Raw genomic sequence first — 22,796 nt, forward strand, 5'->3', positions numbered from 1 at the left:
CGGACTTCCGGTAGCCCGGGTCTGCGGTCGTCAGACGGATGAGGCGATCGAGGCCGACGCCTCGTCGTGCTCTTCGGCGAGGATGTTGATCACCTTCTGGAGGCGGTCATTGGAGACCTTGCGTCCCTGCACCTCCCGGATTTCCTCCGCAACCGCGTCTCGGTCGACCTGGCCGGTGCGCTCGACCACCGGGCGCCCCATGGCCACCAGTTCTTCGAGCGAGGCGTTGGGCGGTCGACCGGCACGCCGGGGAGGAGGCGCGGTATGTGCCGGAACCTCGCTGTCGGAATCCGGTTCGGCGGAGACAGCCGCACTGGCCGAGAGGTCACGATCGGTTTCCAACGGAGCCGGAGGACAAAATCCGCCACGGTCGTTGTCGTGATGATCTCCAGCCGCTTCGATCCCGGCCGCGTTCCCTGCCTGGTGGGGAGACGCTGGGTGCCGCCGGATGACGATGTAGAGGTGGACAGCACCGGCCAGGGCGAGCGGAGCGACGGCGGACAGGATGCCGACGGTGAGGTCGTCGAGCCGGAGGCCATCGCCGTGCCGGGCCTGCTGGTTGAGGCGGACGGCGTGGAGGGCGTTGGCCCAGATGCTGGTCACGGTGGCCGCGCCGACGAGCCCCCACACGTAGACGCGGGAGCGCAGCGGGGCAGTGCGCAGCATGAGCAGGGCGCCGACGCCGATGGCGATGAAGCCGTCGATCACGAGGGGGAAGGCGTAGGTGAGCACCCCGCGGACGTGGATGGCGACGGCCATCTGGCACAGGGCGTCGTAGGAGAGGGCGAAGGCGAACGCGGCGAGCAGGGCGATGCCGACGCGGATCGCGGCGGTGCCCGGTATCGCGGAGGGCGCGGGAGGGGTAGGGGAGGTCAAGCCGAGGCGCTCCAGGTGAAGTGAGGCAGCGGTGATCACCGGCAGAGGGAAGTGGCGGCCACCGTTGAGGTGTGGTGACTCGTCCCACTCGTTGCGTACCTGGTCAGAGCAGGTACGGGTGGGCTCGTGATGTCGGGACGACTCGTTGCGGGCCGTTCACTCGTCCCCGCGCTGACCTGCGCTGGGACGAGTGCGACGGGTCGAGGCGGGTCAGGCTGCGGTGTCGGGCAGCGGCTCAACCGCGGGCCGGGCAGGCTCGGCCGGTGGTTTCGGCTCCGGGCAGTAGCGGGCCCAGGTGTCGAGGAACTGGTTGCGGGCGAAGCCCTTGGCCTGGGTGCCGTCGGGGAAGCGGCGGTTGGCCGAGCTGATGCCGTAGGGCTGGAGCAGCAGTTGCAGGCCGCGCGGGGTCAGGCCGTTCGTGCTGTGCTCCGCCCACGGGGCTTCCTTGTCCGCGTTGAGGTGCTCCAGCAGGCGCCGAGTGCCCAGGACCGCCGGGTCATTCTCGGCAGCGAAGGCCCGGCGGATGCCAACCAGGAGGCGGGTACGCAGGCCGCCCTCCTCGTCCTGCCCGGCCTCGTAGTCGGTCATGACGCGGCAGGCGGTACGGGCGAGCGCGGGCCATTCACCGCCGGCGAGGTCCGCGATGACCACCAGAGGCTCCCAGGTGTCCGCCGCACGGTCCTCGACCGGCATGGGCGGCTCCATCTCCAGCGCCCGCTGGTACAGCGGCTTCAGCCATGCGGAGAGCCGGTCGCGGATCGCGTGCAGGGCGGGTGTGTCCCGGGTCGTACGGAAGGCCGCCACTTTCTCGCCCGCCGCGCGGCGCCGCATCCGGATGACCACCGACCGGTCCATCACCGTGTCGGGCAGGTCACCAATCCCGGCGAGCGCCGCCATGGCGAACGTGGGGAACGCGGTGGGCTTGTGCTCGGGCCCAGTCACCCGCAGCGTGGGCCGGTTGCGCTGGTGACCGGCGTTGATCAGGCCGCGCACCTCCTCGTTCTTCTCCGCCGCCTTGGCGGTGCTGAAGAGGGTGTCGGCCTCGTCGACCAGAAGGCTCGGCGGGTCCTCGTCGTCGATCGAGCGGAAGATCGCCGCCGGGCTGGCGTTGACCGTGATCAGCGGGTTACGCACGGTCTCGGTCACCACGTCCAGCAGCCGCGACTTGCCGCACCGCTTCTCGGGGGCCACGATCGCCAGACGCGGCGCGTGCTGCCACGCCCGCTGCAGGTGCGTCGCCGCGATCCACAGCGTGACCGCGGTGAGAGCCTCCTCGCTCGGGATCACCACGTACCGCTTGATCTGCGCCCGCAGGTCGGCCAGAACCTGCGCGCCCTCGCAGTCGGCCGACCCGATCGGTGCCTCAACTGGGCTTGCGACCGTGTCCGGTGAAGACATTTCAGGCCCGCCGACCGGCTGACCGGGGACGGTGACCGGCGGCCACGCAGGCTTGTTGGGGTCGGAATAGGGTTCGGCTCCCGCATGTTCCACAGGGCAGCTCCTCGTCTGGCGGTGGCGGGCTTGCACGCCCTTGCCGCCGGGTTGGTACTTCACGGGCCGTACGGGGTTGCTAGGGCCTCCGGCGTTGCACCGCCGGGGGCCCGTTGCCTTCTCGCGGGCACCAGGTGATCGCGAGGGAACACGGACCGTACGTCCAGCCCCGGCAACAGTCCAGCGTTTCTGTGTCAGCTCAGCGCAGAACCGTTTGCTACGCTGCCGCCCCTTCACGCCGCCAGCCCCAACAGGCCCAGCAGATCCGCGGTCACGACCCGGTAGGCGTTGCCGAGCCGCAGCACCTTGCACGGGTAGGCGCCCCGCTTCGCCAGCTCGTATCCCTTGCTCCGTCCGAGCCCCAGAGCTCGATTACTCGTCTCCAGGTCAACAGAGACGGGGAGGGCGAGCAGCTCCTCCCGGCTCATCCCCTTCGAGCTCTTCAGATGTCCGGTCGTCGCGTCTTCGCGCATGCAGTGCGCCCCTTTCGGTACAGCCGTCGGCGAACGCGGTCGTCACGTCCGGCTCCAGGCGTCCACCAACCAGGATGCGCAAGCTAATGTGTCTTTGTGACACAACATGATGTGGATGCTGATGAGGACGACGTTCCAGAGTGGGCCGACCGGATCAAAGCCAACGTGGCCGGCGAAGTCCGGCGCAGACGAAAGGAGATGGGATGGAGCGCGCAGGAGCTGGCCGACCGGTGCGAGCAGCTCGGGCATCCCATCCCGCGGAACGTGATCGCCAACATGGAGTCCGGCCGCCGGGCCAACCTCCCCCTCGTGGACGTCATGGTCCTGGCCGCCGCCCTGGACACGTACCCGGTCTGCCTGATCTTCCCGGTCGGCTACGTCGAGGAGACCCAGGAGCTGCCGTTCCAGCACCTCGTGCCCACCTGGGACGCCATGCGCCGTTTCACCGGTGAGGAGGACGTGCCCGGCTACGACGCGGGCCTAGTCACCGACTTCGAGCTTCACGCCAGCCTCGTCCGCACCGCTCTTGCTGCGCTCGAAGAGCAGGAACAGGCCCGGTTCGCAGCCAAGACGGCCACCAGTCGCGCCGAGAAAGAAGAGGCCGAGCGCAGACGTACGAAGTACGCCGATCAGGCCGTCTCCGCCAAGTACAGGCTCCGCCACCTCCGCCGCGACCTCCGCGAGGACGGGGCCACCCCACCCCATCTGCCACCCGCCCTGGGCGACGTCGACCCACCCGAACCCGATACCGAAACCACCCCGGAGGAACGCCTTTGAAGGGCTCCACCTACCGCCGGTGCTCCTGCCGCGACCCGAAGACCGGCAAGGAACTCGGCTCATCGTGCCCCAAGCGCAAGGGCCGCAAGCACGGCTACTACTCCATACGCCAGGAGCTGCCACCCCGCGAGAACGGCACCCGCCGATCCTTCAGCCGCGCCGGCTACGAGTCCCTGAAGGACGCCCAGGCGGACCTCGACCACGTGCGCTCCCTGCTCGCCCTGGCGGACAAGGACGACCCCGACAGCCTCCAGCGTCTCGTCGACATGCTGGAGGAGGTCGCAAGTGAGAAGGTGCCGCTGCCGGCCGTCGAGGAGACCCGTCGCCGTCTGCGCGCGGGCCTGGCCCTCCGTGGCAGCCTCACCGTCGGCGAGTGGCTCGACCAGTGGTTCGCCGCGAAGAAGCGCCGCAAGACCACGCTCAACGGCTACGCCTCCCACATCCGCGTCCACCTGAAGCCGCGCATCGGACACGTACGCCTCGACCGGCTCAACGTCGGGCACCTGGTGGAGATGTTCGATGCGATAGCCGACGAGAACGAGGTGATCGCGGCCGAGAACGAGGCCCGCCGCGAGCAGATCGCCCGCTGCAAGCCGAGCCAGCCCGGACGTCCCGTAGGAGCCGAGCGGAAGCTGCTCGCGGCCGAACGGGCCAAGCTCGCCGAGATGAAGCCGTTCCGGAAGATCACCGGCCCGGCCTCCCGCCAGGCGATCCGCCGTACCCTCCGCGCGGCCCTGAACTCCGCCATCGCCCAGCAGCTCATCACCTTCAACCCCGCCTCCCACGTGGAGTTGGAGTCCGGCAGGCGCCCGAAGCCCCTTCTGTGGACCGAAGAGCGAGTCCGACGCTGGCGCGAGACGGGCGAGTTCCCCGGTCCGGTGATGGTGTGGACTCCGCAGCAGTTCGGCGCCTTCCTGGACGCCGCCGAGGGCGATCGTCTGTACGCGATCTTCCACCTCATGGGCACCCGCGGCCTCCGGCGCGGTGAGGCGGTCGGCCAGGACTGGCACGAGATCGACCTCGCCGCCGGCCTCATCACCCCGGCCAAGGAGATCGTGGTGGACGGCTGGGACCCCTACGAGTCGGAGCCGAAGACGGACGGCAGCGCGAACACGATCGCGCTCGACAGCATGAACATCGCCGTGCTGCGCGACCACAAGGCCCGCCAGGAGACCACAAGGCCCGCCAGGAGAAGGAGCGCACCAAGTGGGGCAGCGCCTGGCAGGACACCGGGAAGGTGTTCACCAAGGAGGACGGCTCTTGGCTCCACCCCGGGACGGCCTCCGAGATCTTCCGCCGCATCCTCGCCACGACCGACCTGCCGCCCATCACCCTGCGGGACCTACGCCACGTCGCCGCAACACTCACGCACGGAGGCGGCGGCGACATTCACACCGTGAAGGAGACCCTCCGGCACTCCACCATCACGCTGGCCTCGGACACGTACACGAGCCTGCTCCCTGAGCTGGACCGTGAGATCGCCGAGAAGGCAGCGAAGCTGATCCCCCGGTCTCGTCCGGCAGTTGCCGAACCGTCCGCCTCGGCCCCAGCCGATCCGCAGGACACAGACGCATCCGCTCACACAAGCTGATGCAGCGCGCACCGATACAAGGGAGCACGTCCTGCACCCGGACTGGGAGAACACCCGCGTAGAGGCCGCGGTCCATCGCATCGTTATGGAGACGGCGGCATTCGTCCCCGATCCCTCGATCTATGCCTTATAGCAGCGCGCTTCCGCCGATGCTCCCACCAAGCTACCCACCACATGTAGCGATATTTGGATTCCTTTGGCAGGAGTAGCCGCGCCCAGGCCAGCGGGAGAAAGAAGAGAAACGCCCACCACGGCATTCCTCCGAGGATATTTTGAGGGATCTCAATCATGATTCGACAGCTCTCCACATGGGAAGGTTGATCAATTCGGTTACCCGGTTTAGATCAGCGTCGAATCTTGAGTACTGATCCTCCCAGGGACACCTCGTATCCACGCCGCCCCGTAGAGAGCTTCGCACCGCACACCCCGACCTCAGGGTCAGTTAGCGCGAATGCAACGTCCTGCGCGTAGGGATATCCCGTCCATTGCGCCTCCCACTCGTCACCCTCCCCCCAGAGTCGCCGCTGGGGGTCGTCGTAATCCGCAACCTCCGTATGGCCCATGCGCTGCAGCGGGTCCCAATACCAGTTACCCGTGGCCCAGCGTCGGCCCGGGTCAGCCATGGACATCCTCACGGCAACGCCCGCCAGCAGGGTTTGCGCGTCAGCGGCCATGACGGGCAGTGCCTCATAGAGACGCTTTTCCTCTGACAGCAAGGGGGTATCGAGCGACAGCATTCGAAGATCGGTGGTTCTCAGCCGTCCAACCACTTTACCGTTTGGATCGTCGGTGACTACCAGTTCCCCACCTGTCGGAACATGCTCCAACACGTAGCCGAAACCGAACACTCCGCCTCTAAGGCGCATACCTGGAACCCGCAGGAAATTTTCACTGTCCGGGACGAGATACTGCGCAACGTTCATCGGCGCATCCGCGATAAACACCAAGCGGTTCCAACGCGGCGAAACCTTAATTGTGTACCACGTCAGAGAACTGATCGTCCATCGCTTCGGAGACGCACCCTCGTCACCTCGATTGAACAGGCCAAGGGCAAGGATTGCATTCAACTGACGTTGTTGTGGTGCGAAAGAATCCAAGCCGTGCGAACGATCGTTGGGGATTCCCGCAAGCGCCGCTTTGTACAACTCACCCGAGTACTTCATACGGGAACGCGCAGCCTGCTTTTTCGCTGAATTCGACATGCAAAAGCCTCACTCGCCCCCGGTAGCGTTTGAGTCGCACGCCAAAACAGATGCTTCATGCACCGCTTCTACAGAGTGAGTGCACTGACACCCGTGAGACGGCGATTGCAGTACCGGGCCCGCACGCCGGAGCTCCTGGACCTCTGCGCCCAGTCGACAAAGTCGATGGCGGGCAGACTACCTCAGTCGGAGCCCTCCCGTGCAACTACCTTTCCGTTGCAACGAGATGAGGTCGACCATGACGGCCAGTTACGCGTCCTGCGTGGCATCTGCTCAAGCCATCGGCCCGGAGGGCGAACTGACAGCTAGAACCGTGCGTCGGCGTCCCGCCTGATCGTTAGCAGATCTCCACGTTCTGGGCCATTTCCACTCCCTCTCGCGGACACGGACGTCATGCTCGGTCCATGGGACGAAACAGCAAGCGCCGCCGGAGCGCACGAGCTACTAAGGCGGCGCGCGATGTCAGGCCGGATCTCTCTGAGATCTCCCGCGTCCGCACCGCGAAGCGCCTGCGCGCAGACATAGCAACCTGGATGGAGAACCCTTCCGAGGGGCCTGGGGCCTCGTTCATTGAGGGTGAGCACCCTTCAGATCCCACCGCAGTCTGGGCGATCCTTATGGGCTGGCTTGTCGCGGCACGGGAGCAGATCACCGAGGACCAAGCGCGCGACGCCGTCACATGGGTCTCCGACAGCCTGGGAATCAAGCACGATGACCTCGTCCAAGCAGCAGGGTTCCTCGGCCATCCGGACGCGCCGAATCTGACGCTCAACGAGGCGATCGAGCACTACGGAGGCGACCCGATCACGTTCACCCTGTACATGGTGATGCTCTGCGGCGGACTCGTTGCGACGGTCGGTGACGCCGATCCGGATTGGCTCAAGCAGTTCGATCTGACGGCATGAGCAAGTCGGGGGCTCTCCCAGCGGAGGGTCCCTGGCACATCCGCTCACGCATCGCTCACGCAAGACCTCGAAAACGCGGAAGCGCCCGAGCCGACCGAAGCCGACCCGGGCGCTACACCGCAGCTCAGAGGGGCTACCCCCTGCCTGCAACCCGTAGGCCGTGTGGGACTCGAACCCACAACCAATGGATTAAAAGTCCACTGCTCTGCCAATTGAGCTAACGGCCCAGGCGATGTTGCCTCCCCGAGCATAGCCGGACGGAGGCGTCTGGCCGATCGGGTATCGGGGTCGTGGCCGCGTCGTGTGGCAGAAGTGGGACGGGCGTGGTCCGGTGGGTCAGAGATCGACCAGTTTGGCGGAGTCCTCCGAACGCGCTCTGTCCGGGTTGAGGAACCAGTGGCGGGCGGAGGCCTGCCACCAGATCGCGGCGAAGCCGAGGACTGCCAGGACGGCGACCGGGGCGTAGTTGAAGGACTTCCAGGTGACCGGGGAGACCTGCGGGAGCATGAACAGGACGGTGATGACGACGACCCACGTCACCGAGATCACGCCGATGACCGACGACCAACGGCCCAGGTGCCAGGGGCCTCGCTCGAACGCGTCTCCCTTGCGCACCCGCAGCAGCGTCGGGATCACGTACGCCACGTACAGGCCGATCACCGCGATCGAGGTCACGGCGGCGTAGGCCGTGTAGTTGATCAGGTAGGGGAGGCCCAGGGCGAGAGCGGAGAGCGCGGCGAGCCAGACCGCCGCCACCGGGGTGCGGGTGCGCGGGCTGACCGTGTGCCAGACGCGGGAGAACGGCAGGGCGCCGTCGCGGGAGAAGGCGTAGATCATGCGGCTGTTGGCGGTGACCGACGCCATGCCGCAGAAGAGCTGGGCACCGATGACGACGAGGAGCAGGAGCTTGCCGGTGGTGGCGCCGAGCGCGTCCAGGAGGATCTGGGCCGGGGGTGCGCCGGTCGGGGACGTCAGCTCCTTGTCGTACGACTGGATCGCGAACGTGAAGCCGAGGAGGAGGACGAAGCCCGCTATCCACGACGTCCAGATGGAGCGGACGATGCCCTTCGGGCCCGCCGTCGCGGCGTCGTGCGTCTCCTCGGTCATGTGCGCCGAGGCGTCGTACCCGGTGAAGGTGTACTGCGCCATCAGCAGGCCCAGGAGGACGACGTACGGGCCGCTGCTCCAGCCGGTCTCGTTCACGAACTTCGTGAAGACGAAGGAGGCCGACTGGTGGTGGTCGGGGACGAAGGTCAGCGCGCCGACGATGACCGCGACACCCAGCACGTGCCACCACACGCTGACGCTGTTGAGGATCGCGACCATGCGGACGCCGAAGGTGTTGAGGAGGCCGTGCAGGACGAGGATGCCCGCGAAGAGGAGGATCGTCCGGCCCGGGGTGACCTTGAAGTCGAACTGCAGGTTCAGGTACGCGCCGAGGAAGGACGCGGCGCCGAAGTCGATGCCCGCGGTCACCGCCACCTGGCCCAGCACGTTGAACCAGCCGGTGAACCACGCCCACGCCGCCGCGCTGCGGGGCGGGGCCAGCCGGTGGGCCCAGAAGTAGAGGCCGGCGGAGGTGGGGTATGCCGAACAGATCTCGGCCATCGAGAGGCCTACGAAGAGGGTCATCAGGCCCACGGCCACCCAGCCCCAGGTGATCACGGCCGGACCGCCGGTGATCATGCCGAAGAGGTAGAGGGTGAGACAGCCGGAGAGGACCGAGATGATCGTGAAGGAGACCGCGTAGTTCGAGAAGGCCGACATACGGCGGGCCAGGACCTGGGTGTAGCCGAGCTGGGCCAGCCGTTCCTCGTCGGAGAGGGCGCCCGAGGGCGACTTGGCTGTCGCGTCATCTGTCATGCCCCCAGCGATTCCCTCACCGGGGGCGTGACATGCGTCACAGCTTGGCCGAAAACAGCCTGGAACGGCCATGAAACAGACCCGAGAAGCCCGGACAGGAGCCTGAACAGGCCTTAGAAGAGCGCCTTGTAGCCCTGCCAGCCCGTCGCGATCTTCACGCGGGCCGCGAACGCCCCCTTGCCGGTGCCCGTCTGCCGGTACAGGTTGCCCGCGGTGTCCCGCATCACCAGGTCGTTCCTGCCGTCCCCGGTGATGTCGCCGACGCCCACGACCGCGTTGTACGAGGCGTTCCAGTGCGCTGCGACCTTCACCCGCTCCTTGACCTGGCCCGCCCCGGTGCCGTCGTAGCGCCACAGCGTCCCGGCCTTGTCGACCGCCAGCACGTCCCCGAAGCCGTCGCCGTTCAGGTCACCGGCGCCGACGATCTTCGTGTACGCCGACCAGGTGCGGATCTTGACGCCGGCCTTGAGCTTGCCGTTGCCGGCGTCGGCGAACAGGTAGACGTCCCCGGTGGAGGCCTTGCGGGCCAGCAGGTCGGTACGGCCGTCACCGGTGAGGTCGCCGGGGGCGGTGAGGACGTTGTACGCGTTCCAGCCGGTCCCGAGGGAGATGTGCTTGTCGGACGGCTGGTACGAGCCCCCGCACTTGCCGGTGTATCGGCGCAGCTCCCCGTTCGGCATCCGCACCAGCATCTCGGCGCACCGGTCGCCGGTCATGTCCCCGAAGGGCACGGCGACCGTGCCCGCCGCCCAGCCGAAGGCCGCCCACTTCCCGCTGAACCTGCCGTTGCCCGTGGTGGAGTGCAGCGTGAGGCCGCCGGAGGAACTGAGGGTGGCCAGGTCGCCGTAGTAGTACCCGCTCTGGTCGTGGAAGCCCTGCGTGCCGCCGGTGTAGCCGAACTTCCCGCTCGTCGTGTACGTGCCGGAACCCTCGACGGCGGTGGCGGTCAGCGTCCAGGTCTTCGGGCCGTTGAGCGGATAGCCGCCCGCGTCGTTCGTCCCGTCCCAGCCGATGTTGACCGACGTACCGCTGCCCTTGACGGTGCGGTCGGCGTGCCCGTGGGTGTCCTTCACCGTGAAGGTCCAGTTCGCGGGCTTGCTGAGCTGCCAGACGCTGCCCCAGATGGTGTTGCCGGTGGCGCCTTCCCGGGCGTCCTCGTCCCAGTCGGCCACCTCCGACTCGATCCCCGCCAGGGGCTGCGTCGGCACCCCGCTCGGCACGATCCGGATCACGTCGTCCGGGCCGACGTACGCGATGTCGCCGCCGAACTTGTCCACAGACCAGGTCAGCCGCCGCTGGTCGGCGGTCTGCCCGGCGGGCAGGTCGGCGATCGCGCGCGCCGCGGCCGCGGTACCGGTGTGGAAGTCCGTCAGCATCAGCTTGCCGGCGGTCCGGTCGTGCTGGACGAGGTAGCCGTCGCCGACGAGCACCGGGCCGGAGGGCACCTTGATGTTCTTCTTCGCCGTACGGTCGTAGACGCCCGCGGCGCCCGTCGGGCCGCAGTTCCAGTAGATCCAGCGGCCGACGACCTGGAGCTCCTTGACCGTGCAGGGCGCGCCGGTGGAGACGGGCGCGACCGTCTTCTTCGTCTTCAGGTCGTATCCGGTGACGACGCCGTTGCCGGCGCCCGGCGTCCACAGCGTCGAACCCCACACGGAGGCGGCGGTGATGGAGCGGGTCAGCCGGACGTTCTGGGTTTGGTACGCGGGCACCGCGTCTACGTACTGCTTGCCGGTGGAGGACGCCTGGTAGATGTAGAAGCGGCCGGTGGCGTCGACGAAACGGCCGCCGGTGACGACCGGGTCGGGCCCGCCGTCCATCGAGTCCTCGGTCAGGTAGATCTGGGCCATCTGCTTGCCGGTGCCGTCGTCCATGAAGTCGCCGACGTAGGTGTTGCCGAAGGTACGCATCGGCACGCAGCCCCGTGCACCCTCGTCGCACGGCACCCGCTGGAGATGGCTGCCGACCGCGTCCGTACCGGCGAATCCCCGGGTCGTCTTCTCCAGCACCGTGGAGCCGTCGGCCGAGATCTGTCTGCCGATCACCCACTGGTCAAAGCTCGGCGCGTTCTCCACGGTGGTCAGGAAGCCACCCGCGTAATCGATGCCGTAGACGCCGTCCGTCGTGATCGGCGTCGGGGTGGTGTCCGCGGCGGCCGTGCCCGCGGTGGTCAGCGAACCGGCGCCGAGGGCGGCCAGGCCGACGAGAGTGAGTGCGATCCGGGCATGCCGGCTCAAGGAACCCCCCAGGAAGTTCAAAAAAGTCAAAGGATGTTAACAACCGGCACACAGACATCGATAGTGAATTGCCCGTGAACCGAGGGCCGTTGTCGGATCGGCAGCGGGCCGGCGGCGGGTCCGGGAACGCGGAAGGGCCCGTACGACAGGTCGTCGTACGGGCCCTTCCTCAGCTCACTCGGTGTCAGCCGTTGCGCTTCCAGCGCGGCTTGTCGTCGCGGCGGCCGAAGGAGCCGGAGGACGAGCCGCGGTGGTCGTCACGACGGCCGAACGGGCGGTCGTGGCCGCTGTGGCCGCCGCTGCGGAAGCCCGGGCGGTCGTCGCGGCGGTCGCGGTTGAACGGACGGTCGCTGCCACGGTGACCGGACGGACGGTCGTCACGGCGGAAGCCACCGCGGTCGTCACGGCGCTCGAAGGAGCGGCCGCCACGGTCGTCACGGTCCCGGTCGAAGGAACGGCCACCGCGGTCGTCACGGCGGAACCCGCCACGGTCGCCGCGGTCGCCGCGGTCGCCCCGGTCGTCACGACGCTCGTCGCGGCGGAAGCCCGGGCGGTCGTCGCGACGGTCGCGGTTGAACGGACGGTCGGTGCGGTCACGGTCGAAGGAACGGCCACCACGGTCGCCACGGTCGTCGCGGTCGAAGGGGCGACGGTCCTCACGGCGTTCGAAACCGCGCTCGCGGTTTTCGCGGCGCTCGAAGGGGCGGCCGCCACGGTCGTCACGGCGGTCGTCGCGACGCTCGAAGCCACGGTCGCGGTCCCGGTTGAACGGGCGGTCGCCGCGGTCGCGGTCCCGGTCGAAGGAACGCTTCTCGAAGCCGCGCTCCCGGTTGTCCCGGCGCTCGGTCTCCCGCGCCGCCGGAACCGTCGGCTCGGCCGCCACGACGGCCTCCTCGACCACCGCGGCCTCGGCCTGGGCCTGCGCCTCGGCCACCGCCGCCTCCGGGTCCTCGCCGCGCTCGCGGGCGACCCGGGCGACCAGGCGGTCGGCCTCGTCGCGCAGCTCGGCGGCCCGGCGCTGCGCCCGCTCCAGCTCCTTGGTGAGCTGGGCGACCTCGCGCTCGGCCTGCTGCGCCGCGTTGGCCGCGGACTCGGACTGGACCTCGGTCATCGAACGGGCGCCGGTGATCTCGGCGACCTCGGGCTCGAAGGCCGTACCGGAGTTGATGATGTGACGCCCGGCGTCGACGCCCGCGTCCTCCATGAGGCGGAAGATCTGGCGGCGCTGGTGCGGGAGGGAGAGGGAGACGACCGTGCCGGTGCGGCCGGCGCGGGCGGTACGGCCGGCCCGGTGCAGGTAGTCCTTGTGGTCGCCGGCCGGGTCGACGTTGAGGACCAGGTCGATGCCGTCGACGTGGATGCCTCGGGCGGCGACGTCGGTGGCGACGAGGACGTTGACGTAACCGTCCTTGAAGTCCGCCAGGGTCCGGGTACGGGCGCCCTGGGTCATGCCGCCGTGCAGCGCGTCGGCCTTCACCCCGGAGTCGCGCAGCTGCTCGGCGACGCGGTCGGCGCCCAGCTGGGTGCGGACGAAGATGATCGTGCGGCCCTTGCGGGAGGCGATGGCCGCGGTGACCGGCGCCTTGTCCTTGGGCTTCACGATGAGGATGTGGTGGGACATGGTTGTGACCGCGCCCTGGGCCGCGTCCACCTCGTGGGAGACGGGGTTGTTCAGGTAGCGCTCGACGAGGGTCTGGATCTCGTTCTCCATGGTGGCGGAGAAGAGCATGCGCTGGCCGCCGGCCGGGACCTGGTCGAGCAGCTCGGTGACCTCGGGCAGGAAGCCAAGGTCGGACATCTGGTCGGCCTCGTCGAGGACGGCGATCTGCACGTCCTCCAGGGAGCAGGCGCCGCGGTTGATGATGTCGCGCAGGCGGCCCGGGGTGGCGACGAGGATGTCGACGCCGCGCTCCAGGGCGTAGATCTGGTTGCCCATGGACGTACCGCCGCAGACGACCTTCATCTTCAGGCCGAGGACGTCGCCGTAGGGCTGGAGCGCGTCGGCGACCTGCATCGCCAGCTCGCGCGTCGGGGTGAGGATGACGGCACGCGGCCGCTTCTTCTCGGTGCGGCCGCCGGCCAGCGTGGCCAGGGTGGGCAGACCGAAGGAGAGGGTCTTGCCGGAGCCGGTGCGGCCACGGCCGAGGATGTCCTTGCCGACCAGGGCGTCCGGGATGGTCGCGGCCTGGATCGGGAAGGGGGTCGTCACGCCGTTCTGCGCGAGCTTGCGCACGACGCCCTCGGGGAGGCCGAGGTCGGCGAAGGTGGTCTGGGGGGTGGTGTCGGTGGTGTCAGCGGTCTCCTCGGAGACCTGGGTCACCAGCTCGTCGTCCTGGACGTTCTCGGGCACGACGATCTGATCATTACTGGACACGGACATGCGAATGCGAAACCTTCCGGAGTCTCGTCGGCACGCGCCCGTCAACTCCGTGATTCGCTCACGACCGCCTCAATGCGGTCCGCCACGGCAAGGGAGAGTACGCGCCACACGGCGCGCTCTGCGGTGGCGCCGGGCAAATGGGATCAAACGATCTACCACCATACGCACCCAACACCCACGAAGGCAAACCGAGCCACAACCTCGCAGCTCACAGCAGGTTCACCACAACCCCATCGACGCTCACGCCGATCCTTCGGCGCACGGATCACACAGATCACGTACACCGGGTCGGATAGACCGGACGCGCAGCCCTACAGACCCCCCAACACCCGACCCCACCCATCTTCTTCCCTCGCCCGAGACCGCCTTCTCCAGCCACCCCGAACCGGCCCGCCGCCCGAGACTCCGGTCCCCCGCCCGGGACTCGCCCGTCGCCTGGGTCGCGCGTCCGCCCCCGAAATTTTTTCCGCCGCAACGCCGCTCAGCCCCCGCGGCGCGTCCCGGCGGTGCCGGAACCACCCCGCGCCCCTACGCCGGTGTCCCCGCCACCGGTGCCGGCTCCCGCTGGACCAGCTGGGTCCCCGTGTCCTCGTGTGCCGACGAGGACGGCTCGGCCGACGGCGGGTCCGTCGCCGGAGGCGGCGGGGTGGGGGAGTCCGGCGGCGGGGTGGGCGAGGCCGCCGGCGGCGCGGGCGTCGTCGGGTCCCCCGTCGGCCCGGCCGGCACCCCCGGCACCACGCTCGTGCCCGGCTTCGCCGGTCCGGCAGGCGCCGCGCTCGCCCCCTTCGACGGCTTGGCGGACGCCGACGACGACTCCCCCGGCTTCGCCTTCTCCCCGTGCCCGCGCTTCCCGTCGGCCACCGCGCCGCCGTACCCCGCACCGCCCTCGCCGGACACCCCGGACCCGCCGTCGGTCACGTCACCGTCCCGGTGCCCCGCGGAGTGCGACGGCCTGGCCTTGCCCGCGTCGTCGCCCACGTTCACGCAGCCGGCGGCGGCCGCGACCGCCATCACCGTGACGGCCAGACGGACGGGTACGTTCAAGGGGCGCACGGCGGCCACCTCCGGGGGCGGAGAAAGAGTCAACCTGCCCAACTCCCGCCGCCCACAAGAGGACACGCAACCGGCACGGCACCCGTCAGCCGTACCCCAGCGCGTGCAGGCGTGTGTCGTCGATGCCGAAGTGGTGGGCGATCTCGTGCACCACCGTCACCTCGGTCTCCGCGACGACCTCCTCGCGCGACGCGCACATCCGCAGCGTCGGCCCGCGGTAGACGGTGATGCGGTCCGGCAGCACACCCGCGTACCACTCCCCGCGGTCGGTGAGCGGAGTCCCCTCGTAGAGCCCGAGCAGCTCGGGGTCCGACGGATCGTCGGGCTCGTCCTCGACGAACACCGCCACGTTGTCCATCAGCCGGGTCAGCTCCGGCGGGATCCGGTCGAGCGCCTCGGCGACCAGTTCCTCGAACTCCTCGCGCGTCATCTCCAGCACAGGCCCATTGTCCGGTACGGAACGTCCGTACGAGAGTCGTGAACCCCGGACATGTGAGCCACGAGCCCCCGCATATCAGCCCCCAAGCCTGGGCATACGGCACCAATGGCCCGCGTCCGCACCCGAACCCGAGCCCAGACCCGAACCCGAGCCCAGACCGAGACCCGAACCAGAGACCGCACAGGAACCCGCACCGGAACCCGCACCGGCACCCGAGCCCGTCTCCGGGCGGCCGCACGCCGGGTCGGAGTCCGGACGGGCCGGACCGGAGCCCGGGCCCCGCTGCCCGTCCTGGAACTGGCCCCCGAGGCACACCGGCCGCCCGCCTGGAGCCGCGTCCTCGGCCTGACCGCCGTCGTCCTCGTCGGCGCCTGGCTCGGCCTGCTGATCGTCGGGAACGTCCGCGCCCAGGTCGGCCCGATGGACACGACGATGACACTGCGCCCGTCCCTCACCGGCGGCACGAAGATCAACGTCTCCCCGCTGGGCGCCCTCTACCTGGACACCCACAACGGTCCCGTCCGCCTCGACGTCAACGTCGACCAGCTCGACCCGGTCCGCGCCCAGGCACTGGTCGACCACCCCGAACGCCTCTCCGGACTCCAGGACGAGGTCGCCCACGACGTCGAGCACGGCACCCTCGACCTGGCCCTACGCTCCGGCGTGGCCGTCGTCGCCGGCGCCACCGCCCTCGGCCTCGCGGTCTACCGCCGCCCGCGCCGCGCCCTGACCGCCGGCGGCCTCGCCCTCGCCCTGCTCGCCTCGTCCGGCGCGACCGCGTTCGCCACCTGGAACCCCGAGTCGGTCCTGGAGCCGAGGTTCTCCGGCCTGCTCTCCTCCGCCCCGGCACTGGTCGGCAACGCGCGCAGCATCGTCACCGAATTCGACGTCTACCAGAAGGAACTGGCCCGCCTGGTGACGAACGTGACGAAGCTGTACGACGTCACGTCCACGCTCCCCGCCTACTCCCCGGACCCGGCCACCCTGCGCGTCCTGCACGTCTCCGACATCCACCTGAACCCCGCGAGCTGGAAGATCATCGCCTCGCTGGTGGAGCAGTACAAGGTGAACGTGATCGTCGACTCCGGCGACACCATGGACCACGGCACCGCGGCGGAGAACGGCTTCCTGGACCCCATCGCCGACCTGGGCGTGCCGTACGTCTGGGTCCGGGGCAACCACGACTCCCGCACCACCCAGCGCTACCTCTCCCGCATGAAGAACGTGCACGTCCTGGACGACGGCCGCGCCGAGACGATCGCCGGGCTGCGCTTCGCCGGGATCGGCGACCCCCAGTTCACCCCCGACCGCTCCGCCGTCCCCGGTGGCGACGCGGCCGAGGAACTGGCCGGCGACCGCCTCGCCACGGCCCTGCGGGAGCAGCGGGCGGCCGACACCCCGGTGGACGTCGCGATCGCCCACGAACCGTCGGCGGCCCGGATGACGGACGGCGAGGTGCCCCTGGTCCTGGCGGGCCACCTCCACCACGAGCAGACCGAGCTCCTCGCGCACGGCACCCGGCTCCGCGTGGAGGGCTCCACCGGCGGCAGCGGCCTCCGGGCCGTCGAGGGCAAGTACCCGGATCCGATCGAGGCCTCGATCCTCTACTTCGACCGGGACAGCCGCCGGCTCCAGGCCTGGGACGAGATCAAGCTGGGCGGCCTGGGCGAGACGACGGCCGAGGTCAGCCGTCACCTCCCGGAGGACAACCAACCGGGCGCGGCCCCGTCCCCGTCGCAGAGCCCGTCACCCTCAGGAGGCACGACCAGCACACCCTCGCCCTCGGCGCCGTAAACCGTTTTGGCGATACTCCCCGCCATCCCATATGCTTCTCACGTCCCCGACGCGCTGACGAAGCGCCCAGGCGGGCCGATAGCCCTCATCGTCTAGCGGCCTAGGACGCCGCCCTTTCAAGGCGGTAGCACGGGTTCGAATCCCGTTGGGGGCACGCAAGATCGTGTGCGACACTGTTGCACACACAGCTTGGTCCTGTGGAGCAGTTTGGAGTGCTCGCCACCCTGTCAAGGTGGAGGCCGCGGGTTCAAATCCCGTCAGGACCGCTGAGGTTTCACGTGAAACCTCGTGGCTGGGTAGCTCAGTTGGTACGAGCGATCGCCTGAAAAGCGATAGGTCGCCGGTTCGACCCCGGCCCCAGCCACAACAGACAGCCCCTCCGGGATTCCGGAGGGGCTGTTCTCATGCCGCGCCCGCTGCGGTGTGCTTCTTCCACTCCCGGCGGATCAGCTCCAGCTTGTCGTAGAAATCGGGATCCTCGGCGATCCTTCCCGAGGAGAAGGGGATGGGCAGCAGAAACGACGTGCCGCCGGTCCGGGTGACTCCGATCTGGGTGATGCTCCCGTTGCGCCCACGGCCCTCCAGCGCGTGGATGCTCTCGATGTCCCTCCAGGCCACGCGTCGGCGCCCGGTCATCCCCCGGGTGCGCAAGCCCTCCCCGTCGATGCGCGTCCAGCCCGTCGGCATCCCCGCGAGTGGCACGAACAGCACGGTCGGTATCAGTCCGAACATGCACCACAGTCCCACGGCAGACCCGGTCTGGCCGTCGGCCAGGTACCTGGCCGCACGTACACTCACCGCCCCGGCCCACCCCGCCATCCCCAACGCGAACGCCCACATCACCAAGCGCTGCCTGCGCGTGTACCGAAAGACCGTCTCAGTCATCCGTGCAGTCTGACAGCGGCCCGCCGCCCCGCCTCGTCGTCGGTCACCATCGCCGCGGTCGGCCTCCAGTCCCACACCCAGTACGCCGGTACCACCTCCGTGGACGTGTACGCGGACCTGGCGGGCGACTACGACGTCTTCCCCGCCGCGTCCTGAACCTCCTTGGCGGCGCGGCCCGCCGCCGCTAGGTTCTGGCGGGTCAACACGTCACCAGGGTGGGGAAGATGAGCCGGGATCAGGACATACAGCTGGAGAAGGACCGTGCCCGCTACGGCCTCCTCGCCGTCGTCGTCAGCAACCTCGCGATCGCCGCGGTCGCGGTCTTCGGCGTCTGGCGGCTCAACGGCAACGAGTCGGTGATCATCGGCGTCCTCACCGCCGCCTTCACTGCGGTGAGCAGCATGACCACGGCGTACCTGGGGATCAAGGCCGTATCGAACACGGCGAAGTCCCTCGCAGCAGCCACCTCCACACACCCCGCCGAAACCCCCACCCCTCCCACCCAGCGAACCCCGTAGGGGGCTTCACTCACCGGCGCCGGCGGGGTGCCTCCCCCAGCCTTCGGCCGGGGACCCCCAGCGCCCACCCGTGCCGCTCTGGGGGCACCTCCCAGGCCCTTAAGGCACTGAGGGAGGCACGACTGCCCGCGGCAAGGTTGAAGGACACGGCTGGACAACGCCCCGCAAGGGGCGTTGGGGGTACCCCCGGCCGAAGGCTGGGGGAGGAACTGCGTGCGCAACCCCCACCCACCCGCACCCGGAACACTGCGCCCGCCCCCGGCACCGTCGGCCGAACCGCCGGAGGCAAATGCGTTCGCCATGAATTTCCCCGAGGTGAGATCCTGGACCGCGTATGTCTACGCATCCCGCCCCCGCCCTCGGCCCCCTCGCCCCCCGCCTGACCGAGCTCTCACTGCGCGACGCGCACCGGCTCGGGCGCAGGCTGGAAGGTGCGCGCAAGATCCGTAAGCCGGAGGCCCGGGCCGCCGTCCTCGCAGAGATCGAGGCAGAGGTGGCCAGGGCCGAGGAACGGATGGCCGGCCGGCGCGCCGTCGTGCCCGCCGTCTCGTACCCCGAGCAGCTGCCCGTCAGCCAGAAGAAGGCCGAGATCGCCGAGGCGATACGCGATCACCAGGTCGTGATCGTCGCCGGCGAGACCGGCTCCGGGAAGACCACCCAGATCCCCAAGATCTGTCTGGAGCTCGGGCGCGGCGTGCGCGGCATGATCGGGCACACCCAGCCCCGCCGGATCGCCGCCCGTACCGTCGCCGAGCGGGTGGCGGAGGAGCTGCGGACGCCGCTCGGGGAGGCCGTCGGCTGGAAGGTCCGCTTCACCGACCAGGTGAACCCCGACGCCACCTTCGTCAAGCTGATGACGGACGGCATCCTGCTCGCCGAGATCCAGACCGACCGCGAGCTGCGCGCCTACGACACGATCATCATCGACGAGGCCCACGAGCGGTCCCTCAACATCGACTTCCTGCTCGGCTACCTCGCCCAGCTGCTGCCGCGCCGGCCCGACCTCAAGGTCGTCATCACCTCCGCCACCATCGACCCGGAGCGGTTCTCCCGGCACTTCGGCGACGCCCCGATCATCGAGGTGAGCGGCCGGACGTACCCGGTCGAGGTGCGGTACCGGCCGCTCCTCGAGGAGGACGCCGAGGACGCCGACCGGGACCAGATCACCGCCATCTGCGACGCCGTGGAGGAGCTTCAGGGCGAGGGGCAGGGGGACATCCTCGTCTTCCTCTCGGGCGAACGGGAGATCCGGGACACCGCCGACGCGCTCACCAGGAAGAACTACCGGTTCACCGAGGTCCTCCCCCTCTACGCCCGGCTCTCGCACGCCGAGCAGCACCGGGTCTTCCAGCCGCACACCGGTCGCAGGATCGTTCTGGCGACCAACGTCGCCGAGACCTCGCTCACCGTCCCGGGCATCAAGTACGTCATCGACCCCGGCTTCGCCCGGATCTCCCGCTACAGCCACCGCACCAAGGTGCAACGGCTGCCGATCGAGGCGATCAGCCAGGCCAGCGCGAACCAGCGCAAGGGCCGCTGCGGCCGTACGTCCGACGGCATCTGCATCCGGCTGTACAGTGAGGACGACTTCGTCTCCCGGCCGGAGTTCACGGACGCGGAGATCCTCCGTACGAACCTGGCGAGCGTCATCCTGCAGATGACCGCGGCCGGCCTCGGCGACATCGAGAAGTTCCCCTTCATCGACCCCCCGGACCACCGCAACATCCGGGACGGCGTGCAGCTGCTCCAGGAGCTGGGCGCGATCGACGCGGCCGAGAAGGATCCCCGCAGGCGACTCACCGACACCGGCCGCAAGCTCGCCCAGCTGCCCGTCGACCCGCGGCTCGCCCGGATGGTCCTGGAGGCCGACAAGAACGGCTGTGTCCGCGAGGTCATGGTCATCGCCGCCGCGCTCTCGATCCAGGACCCGCGCGAACGCCCGGCCGAGAAGCAGACCCAGGCCGACCAGCAGCACGCCCGGTTCCGCGACGAGACCAGCGACTTCCTCGCCTTCCTCAACCTGTGGAAGTACGTCAGGGAGCAGCAGAAGGAGCGCGGCTCCAGCTCCTTCCGGCGCATGTGCAAGCAGGAGTACCTCAACTTCCTGCGCATCCGCGAGTGGCAGGACATCTACACGCAGCTGCGCACGGTCGCCAAGCAGATGGGCATCCACCTCAACGAGGAGGACGCCCCCGGCGACCGCGTGCACGTCTCCCTCCTCGCCGGCCTGCTCTCGCACATCGGCATGAAGGACGTGAAGGACGGCGCGAAGAACGAGTACCTGGGGGCGCGCAGCGCCAAGTTCGCGCTCTTCCCGGGCTCCGCGCTGTTCAAGAAGACCCCTCGGTTCGTGATGTCGGCCGAACTGGTGGAGACCAGCAGACTCTGGGCCCGGGTCAACGCGAAGATCGAGCCGGAGTGGGTCGAGCCGCTCGCCGGGCACCTCCTGAAGCGGACGTACAGCGAGCCGCACTGGGAGAAGGACCAGGCGGCCGTGATGGCGTTCGAGAAGGTCACGCTCTACGGCGTGCCGATCGTCGCCGACCGGAAGGTGAACTACGGCCGGATCGACCCCGAGGTCAGCCGCGAGCTTTTCATCCGCAACGCACTGGTCGAGGGCGACTGGCGGACCCACCACAAGTTCTTCGCCGACAACCGCAGGCTGCTGAGCGAGGTCGAGGAGCTCGAACACCGCGCCCGGCGCCGGGACATCGTCGTCGACGACGACACGCTCTTCGACTTCTACGACCAGCGGGTGCCCGAGCACGTCGTCTCCGGCGCCCACTTCGACTCCTGGTGGAAGCGGAAGCGGCACGAGCAGCCGGAGTTCCTGGACTTCGAGCGGGAGATGCTGATCCGGGAGTCGGCGGGGGCGGTCACCAAGACCGACTACCCGGATTCCTGGCGGCAGGGCCAGCTGAAGTTCCGGGTGACGTACCAGTTCGAGCCGGGCGCGGACGCCGACGGCGTGACCGTCCACATCCCGCTCCAGGTCCTCAACCAGGTGAAGGACGAGGGCTTCGACTGGCAGATCCCGGGCCTCAGGGAAGAGGTGGTCACGGAGCTGATCCGTACCCTCCCGAAGCCGATCCGCCGCAACTACGTGCCCGCGCCGAACTTCGCGAAGCGCTTCCTGGACACCGCGGTCCCCCTTCAGGAGCCGCTCACCACGACCATGACGCGCGAGCTGAAGCGGATGGTCGGCGTGCCCTTCGAGGCCGAGGACTTCGACTGGGCGAAGGTCCCGGACCACCTGAAGATCACCTTCCGGATCGTCGACGAACGGCGCCGGAAGCTGGCCGAGGACAAGGACCTGGAGACGCTGAAGCTCCGGCTGAAGCCGAAGGCGCGCCAGGCCCTCTCCCAGGCCGCCGCGGCCACCGCGGAGCGCCAGGGCGGCGAGTCCCTGGAGCGCAAGGGCCTCACGGACTGGACGATCGGCACCCTCACCCGCGTCTTCGAGACCCGCCGGGCGGCCCAGCCGGTCAAGGCCTACCCGGCCCTGGTCGACGACGGCGACACGGTCTCCGTGCGCCTCTTCGACACCGAGGAGGAGCAGACCGAGGCGATGTGGAAGGGCACGCGCCGGCTCATCCTCCGCAGCATCCCGGTGAACCCGGCGAAGTTCGCGTCGGAGAAGCTGACCAACGCCCAGAAGCTCGCGCTGTCGGCGAACCCGCACGGCACGATCCAGGCCCTGTTCGACGACTGCGCGATGGCGGCGGCGGACAAGCTGATCGCCGACTTCGGGGGACCGGCGTGGGACGAGGAGTCGTACCGGAAGCTGTTCGACAAGGTGCGCGCCGAGATCGTCGACACGACGGTCCGGACGGTCGGGCAGGTGCAGCAGGTCCTTGCCGCCTGGCAGGCCTGTGAGCGCCGTCTGAAGGCCGTACGCAGCCCCGCGCTGCTGGCGAACCTGACGGACGTCCGCAAGCAGCTGGACGCCCTCGTGAAACCCGGCTTCGTGACGTGGGCCGGGATACGCCGGCTCCCCGACCTGATGCGCTATCTGGTGGCGGCGGACCGTCGCCTCCAGCAGATGCCGACGAACGTCCAGCGGGACACCACCCGCATGGAGAAGGTCCACGAGATGCAGGACGAGTACGCCTGGCTCCTGGAGCAGCTCCCGAAGGGCCGGCCGGTGCCGCAGCAGGTCCTGGACATCCGCTGGATGCTGGAGGAGCTGCGGGTCAGCTACTTCGCGCATGCGCTGGGCACGGCGTACCCGGTCTCGGACAAGCGGATCGTGAAGGCGATCGACACGGCAGCTCCGTAACCGACCGGCCACGCTGGGTGAGTTCGACCAGGA

16 protein-coding genes and 4 tRNA genes are annotated in these 22,796 nt (G+C 69.1%); 9 read left to right on the top strand and 11 right to left on the bottom strand.

The features are described from left to right. Positions 1–30 precede the first annotated feature (30 nt). The 3 genes from ACFY6U_RS31250 to ACFY6U_RS31260 all read right to left on the bottom strand — a co-directional run bounded on the left by ACFY6U_RS31250 (position 31) and on the right by ACFY6U_RS31260 (position 2,840). Positions 31–876, bottom strand: a complete 846-nt coding sequence (locus tag ACFY6U_RS31250) for a DUF2637 domain-containing protein (protein WP_390043553.1) — start codon at positions 874–876, stop codon at positions 31–33. A 210-nt stretch (positions 877–1,086) separates the two neighbouring features. Next, positions 1,087–2,274, bottom strand: a complete 1,188-nt coding sequence (locus tag ACFY6U_RS31255; RefSeq protein WP_390043555.1) for a DUF3631 domain-containing protein — start codon at positions 2,272–2,274, stop codon at positions 1,087–1,089. Positions 2,275–2,600: 326 nt separating this feature from the next. Beyond that, positions 2,601–2,840, bottom strand: coding sequence for a hypothetical protein (locus ACFY6U_RS31260; protein ID WP_390043557.1), 240 nt, complete (start codon positions 2,838–2,840; stop codon positions 2,601–2,603). Positions 2,841–2,951: 111 nt separating this feature from the next. Between ACFY6U_RS31260 and ACFY6U_RS31265 the strand changes: the two genes are divergently transcribed. Continuing rightward, on the top strand, positions 2,952–3,617 hold the full coding sequence (locus tag ACFY6U_RS31265; protein WP_390043559.1) for a helix-turn-helix domain-containing protein: 666 nt from the start codon (positions 2,952–2,954) through the stop codon (positions 3,615–3,617). After that, a complete protein-coding gene (gene xerC, locus ACFY6U_RS31270) occupies positions 3,614–5,017 on the top strand; it encodes a tyrosine recombinase XerC (RefSeq protein WP_390043561.1) in 1,404 nt (467 codons plus the stop codon). The genes ACFY6U_RS31265 and xerC overlap by 4 nt, the downstream gene beginning before the upstream one ends. A gap of 535 nt (positions 5,018–5,552) precedes the next feature. On the opposite strand, the gene ACFY6U_RS31275 is transcribed toward xerC, so the two are convergent. Then, entirely contained in the window at positions 5,553–6,410 is an 858-nt protein-coding gene (locus ACFY6U_RS31275; protein WP_390043563.1) for a hypothetical protein, read from the bottom strand. 404 nt (positions 6,411–6,814) lie between these two features. Between ACFY6U_RS31275 and ACFY6U_RS31280 the strand changes: the two genes are divergently transcribed. Beyond that, positions 6,815–7,315 (top strand): hypothetical protein, encoded by a 501-nt coding sequence (locus ACFY6U_RS31280; protein ID WP_390043565.1) that lies wholly within the window; start codon positions 6,815–6,817, stop codon positions 7,313–7,315. A gap of 154 nt (positions 7,316–7,469) precedes the next feature. Here the strand turns inward: ACFY6U_RS31280 and ACFY6U_RS31285 are convergent. From ACFY6U_RS31285 to ACFY6U_RS31310, 6 genes are all read right to left on the bottom strand, one after another. Continuing rightward, positions 7,470–7,542 (bottom strand) — tRNA-Lys (locus ACFY6U_RS31285). 109 nt (positions 7,543–7,651) lie between these two features. Continuing rightward, complete coding sequence (locus ACFY6U_RS31290; RefSeq protein ID WP_390043567.1) at positions 7,652–9,178, bottom strand: amino acid permease; 1,527 nt, start codon at positions 9,176–9,178, stop codon at positions 7,652–7,654. Between the two features lie 113 nt (positions 9,179–9,291). Continuing rightward, positions 9,292–11,415, bottom strand: a complete 2,124-nt coding sequence (locus ACFY6U_RS31295) for an FG-GAP repeat domain-containing protein (protein WP_390043569.1) — start codon at positions 11,413–11,415, stop codon at positions 9,292–9,294. Between the two features lie 184 nt (positions 11,416–11,599). Beyond that, complete coding sequence (locus ACFY6U_RS31300) at positions 11,600–13,795, bottom strand: DEAD/DEAH box helicase (protein WP_390043571.1); 2,196 nt, start codon at positions 13,793–13,795, stop codon at positions 11,600–11,602. Positions 13,796–14,323: 528 nt separating this feature from the next. After that, positions 14,324–14,848: a hypothetical protein gene (locus ACFY6U_RS31305; RefSeq protein WP_390043573.1), complete on the bottom strand. Its 525-nt coding sequence runs from the start codon at positions 14,846–14,848 to the stop codon at positions 14,324–14,326. Positions 14,849–14,933: 85 nt separating this feature from the next. Continuing rightward, positions 14,934–15,287 (bottom strand): metallopeptidase family protein, encoded by a 354-nt coding sequence (locus tag ACFY6U_RS31310; RefSeq protein WP_351485499.1) that lies wholly within the window; start codon positions 15,285–15,287, stop codon positions 14,934–14,936. Between the two features lie 105 nt (positions 15,288–15,392). Here ACFY6U_RS31310 and ACFY6U_RS31315 point away from each other — a divergent pair, with 105 nt between their 5' ends. From ACFY6U_RS31315 to ACFY6U_RS31330, 4 genes are all read left to right on the top strand, one after another. After that, positions 15,393–17,081 (top strand): metallophosphoesterase, encoded by a 1,689-nt coding sequence (locus tag ACFY6U_RS31315; RefSeq protein ID WP_390043575.1) that lies wholly within the window; start codon positions 15,393–15,395, stop codon positions 17,079–17,081. A gap of 81 nt (positions 17,082–17,162) precedes the next feature. Further along, positions 17,163–17,235, top strand: a tRNA-Glu gene (locus ACFY6U_RS31320). A gap of 37 nt (positions 17,236–17,272) precedes the next feature. Continuing rightward, positions 17,273–17,347 (top strand) — tRNA-Asp (locus tag ACFY6U_RS31325). A gap of 24 nt (positions 17,348–17,371) precedes the next feature. Continuing rightward, positions 17,372–17,445: transfer RNA gene (locus tag ACFY6U_RS31330), tRNA-Phe, on the top strand. A gap of 38 nt (positions 17,446–17,483) precedes the next feature. Here ACFY6U_RS31330 and ACFY6U_RS31335 read toward each other — a convergent pair. Continuing rightward, positions 17,484–17,813: a PH domain-containing protein gene (locus tag ACFY6U_RS31335; RefSeq protein WP_390043577.1), complete on the bottom strand. Its 330-nt coding sequence runs from the start codon at positions 17,811–17,813 to the stop codon at positions 17,484–17,486. A 377-nt stretch (positions 17,814–18,190) separates the two neighbouring features. On the opposite strand from ACFY6U_RS31335, the gene ACFY6U_RS31340 reads away from it, so the two are divergent. Both ACFY6U_RS31340 and hrpA read left to right on the top strand, forming a co-directional pair. Continuing rightward, a complete protein-coding gene (locus ACFY6U_RS31340; protein ID WP_390043579.1) occupies positions 18,191–18,484 on the top strand; it encodes a hypothetical protein in 294 nt (97 codons plus the stop codon). Between the two features lie 334 nt (positions 18,485–18,818). Beyond that, positions 18,819–22,763, top strand: coding sequence for an ATP-dependent RNA helicase HrpA (hrpA, locus tag ACFY6U_RS31345; RefSeq protein ID WP_390043581.1), 3,945 nt, complete (start codon positions 18,819–18,821; stop codon positions 22,761–22,763). Positions 22,764–22,796 lie beyond the last annotated feature (33 nt).

This window comes from Streptomyces sp. NPDC013157, assembly GCF_042899865.1.
Lineage (GTDB): Bacteria > Actinomycetota > Actinomycetes > Streptomycetales > Streptomycetaceae > Streptomyces.

Excerpts from the sequence above, each read along its gene's own strand:
- ACFY6U_RS31255 (WP_390043555.1), bottom strand. The coding sequence starts at position 2,274 with ATGTCTTCACCGGACACGGTCGCAAGCCCAGTTGAGGCACCGATCGGG.
- ACFY6U_RS31260 (WP_390043557.1), bottom strand. The coding sequence starts at position 2,840 with ATGCGCGAAGACGCGACGACCGGACATCTGAAGAGCTCGAAGGGGATG.
- ACFY6U_RS31275 (WP_390043563.1), bottom strand. The coding sequence starts at position 6,410 with ATGTCGAATTCAGCGAAAAAGCAGGCTGCGCGTTCCCGTATGAAGTAC.
- ACFY6U_RS31280 (WP_390043565.1), top strand. The coding sequence starts at position 6,815 with ATGGGACGAAACAGCAAGCGCCGCCGGAGCGCACGAGCTACTAAGGCG.
- ACFY6U_RS31290 (WP_390043567.1), bottom strand. The coding sequence starts at position 9,178 with ATGACAGATGACGCGACAGCCAAGTCGCCCTCGGGCGCCCTCTCCGAC.
- ACFY6U_RS31300 (WP_390043571.1), bottom strand. The coding sequence starts at position 13,795 with ATGTCCGTGTCCAGTAATGATCAGATCGTCGTGCCCGAGAACGTCCAG.
- ACFY6U_RS31315 (WP_390043575.1), top strand. The coding sequence starts at position 15,393 with ATGGCCCGCGTCCGCACCCGAACCCGAGCCCAGACCCGAACCCGAGCC.
- ACFY6U_RS31335 (WP_390043577.1), bottom strand. The coding sequence starts at position 17,813 with ATGTTCGGACTGATACCGACCGTGCTGTTCGTGCCACTCGCGGGGATG.
- ACFY6U_RS31340 (WP_390043579.1), top strand. The coding sequence starts at position 18,191 with ATGAGCCGGGATCAGGACATACAGCTGGAGAAGGACCGTGCCCGCTAC.
- hrpA (WP_390043581.1), top strand. The coding sequence starts at position 18,819 with ATGTCTACGCATCCCGCCCCCGCCCTCGGCCCCCTCGCCCCCCGCCTG.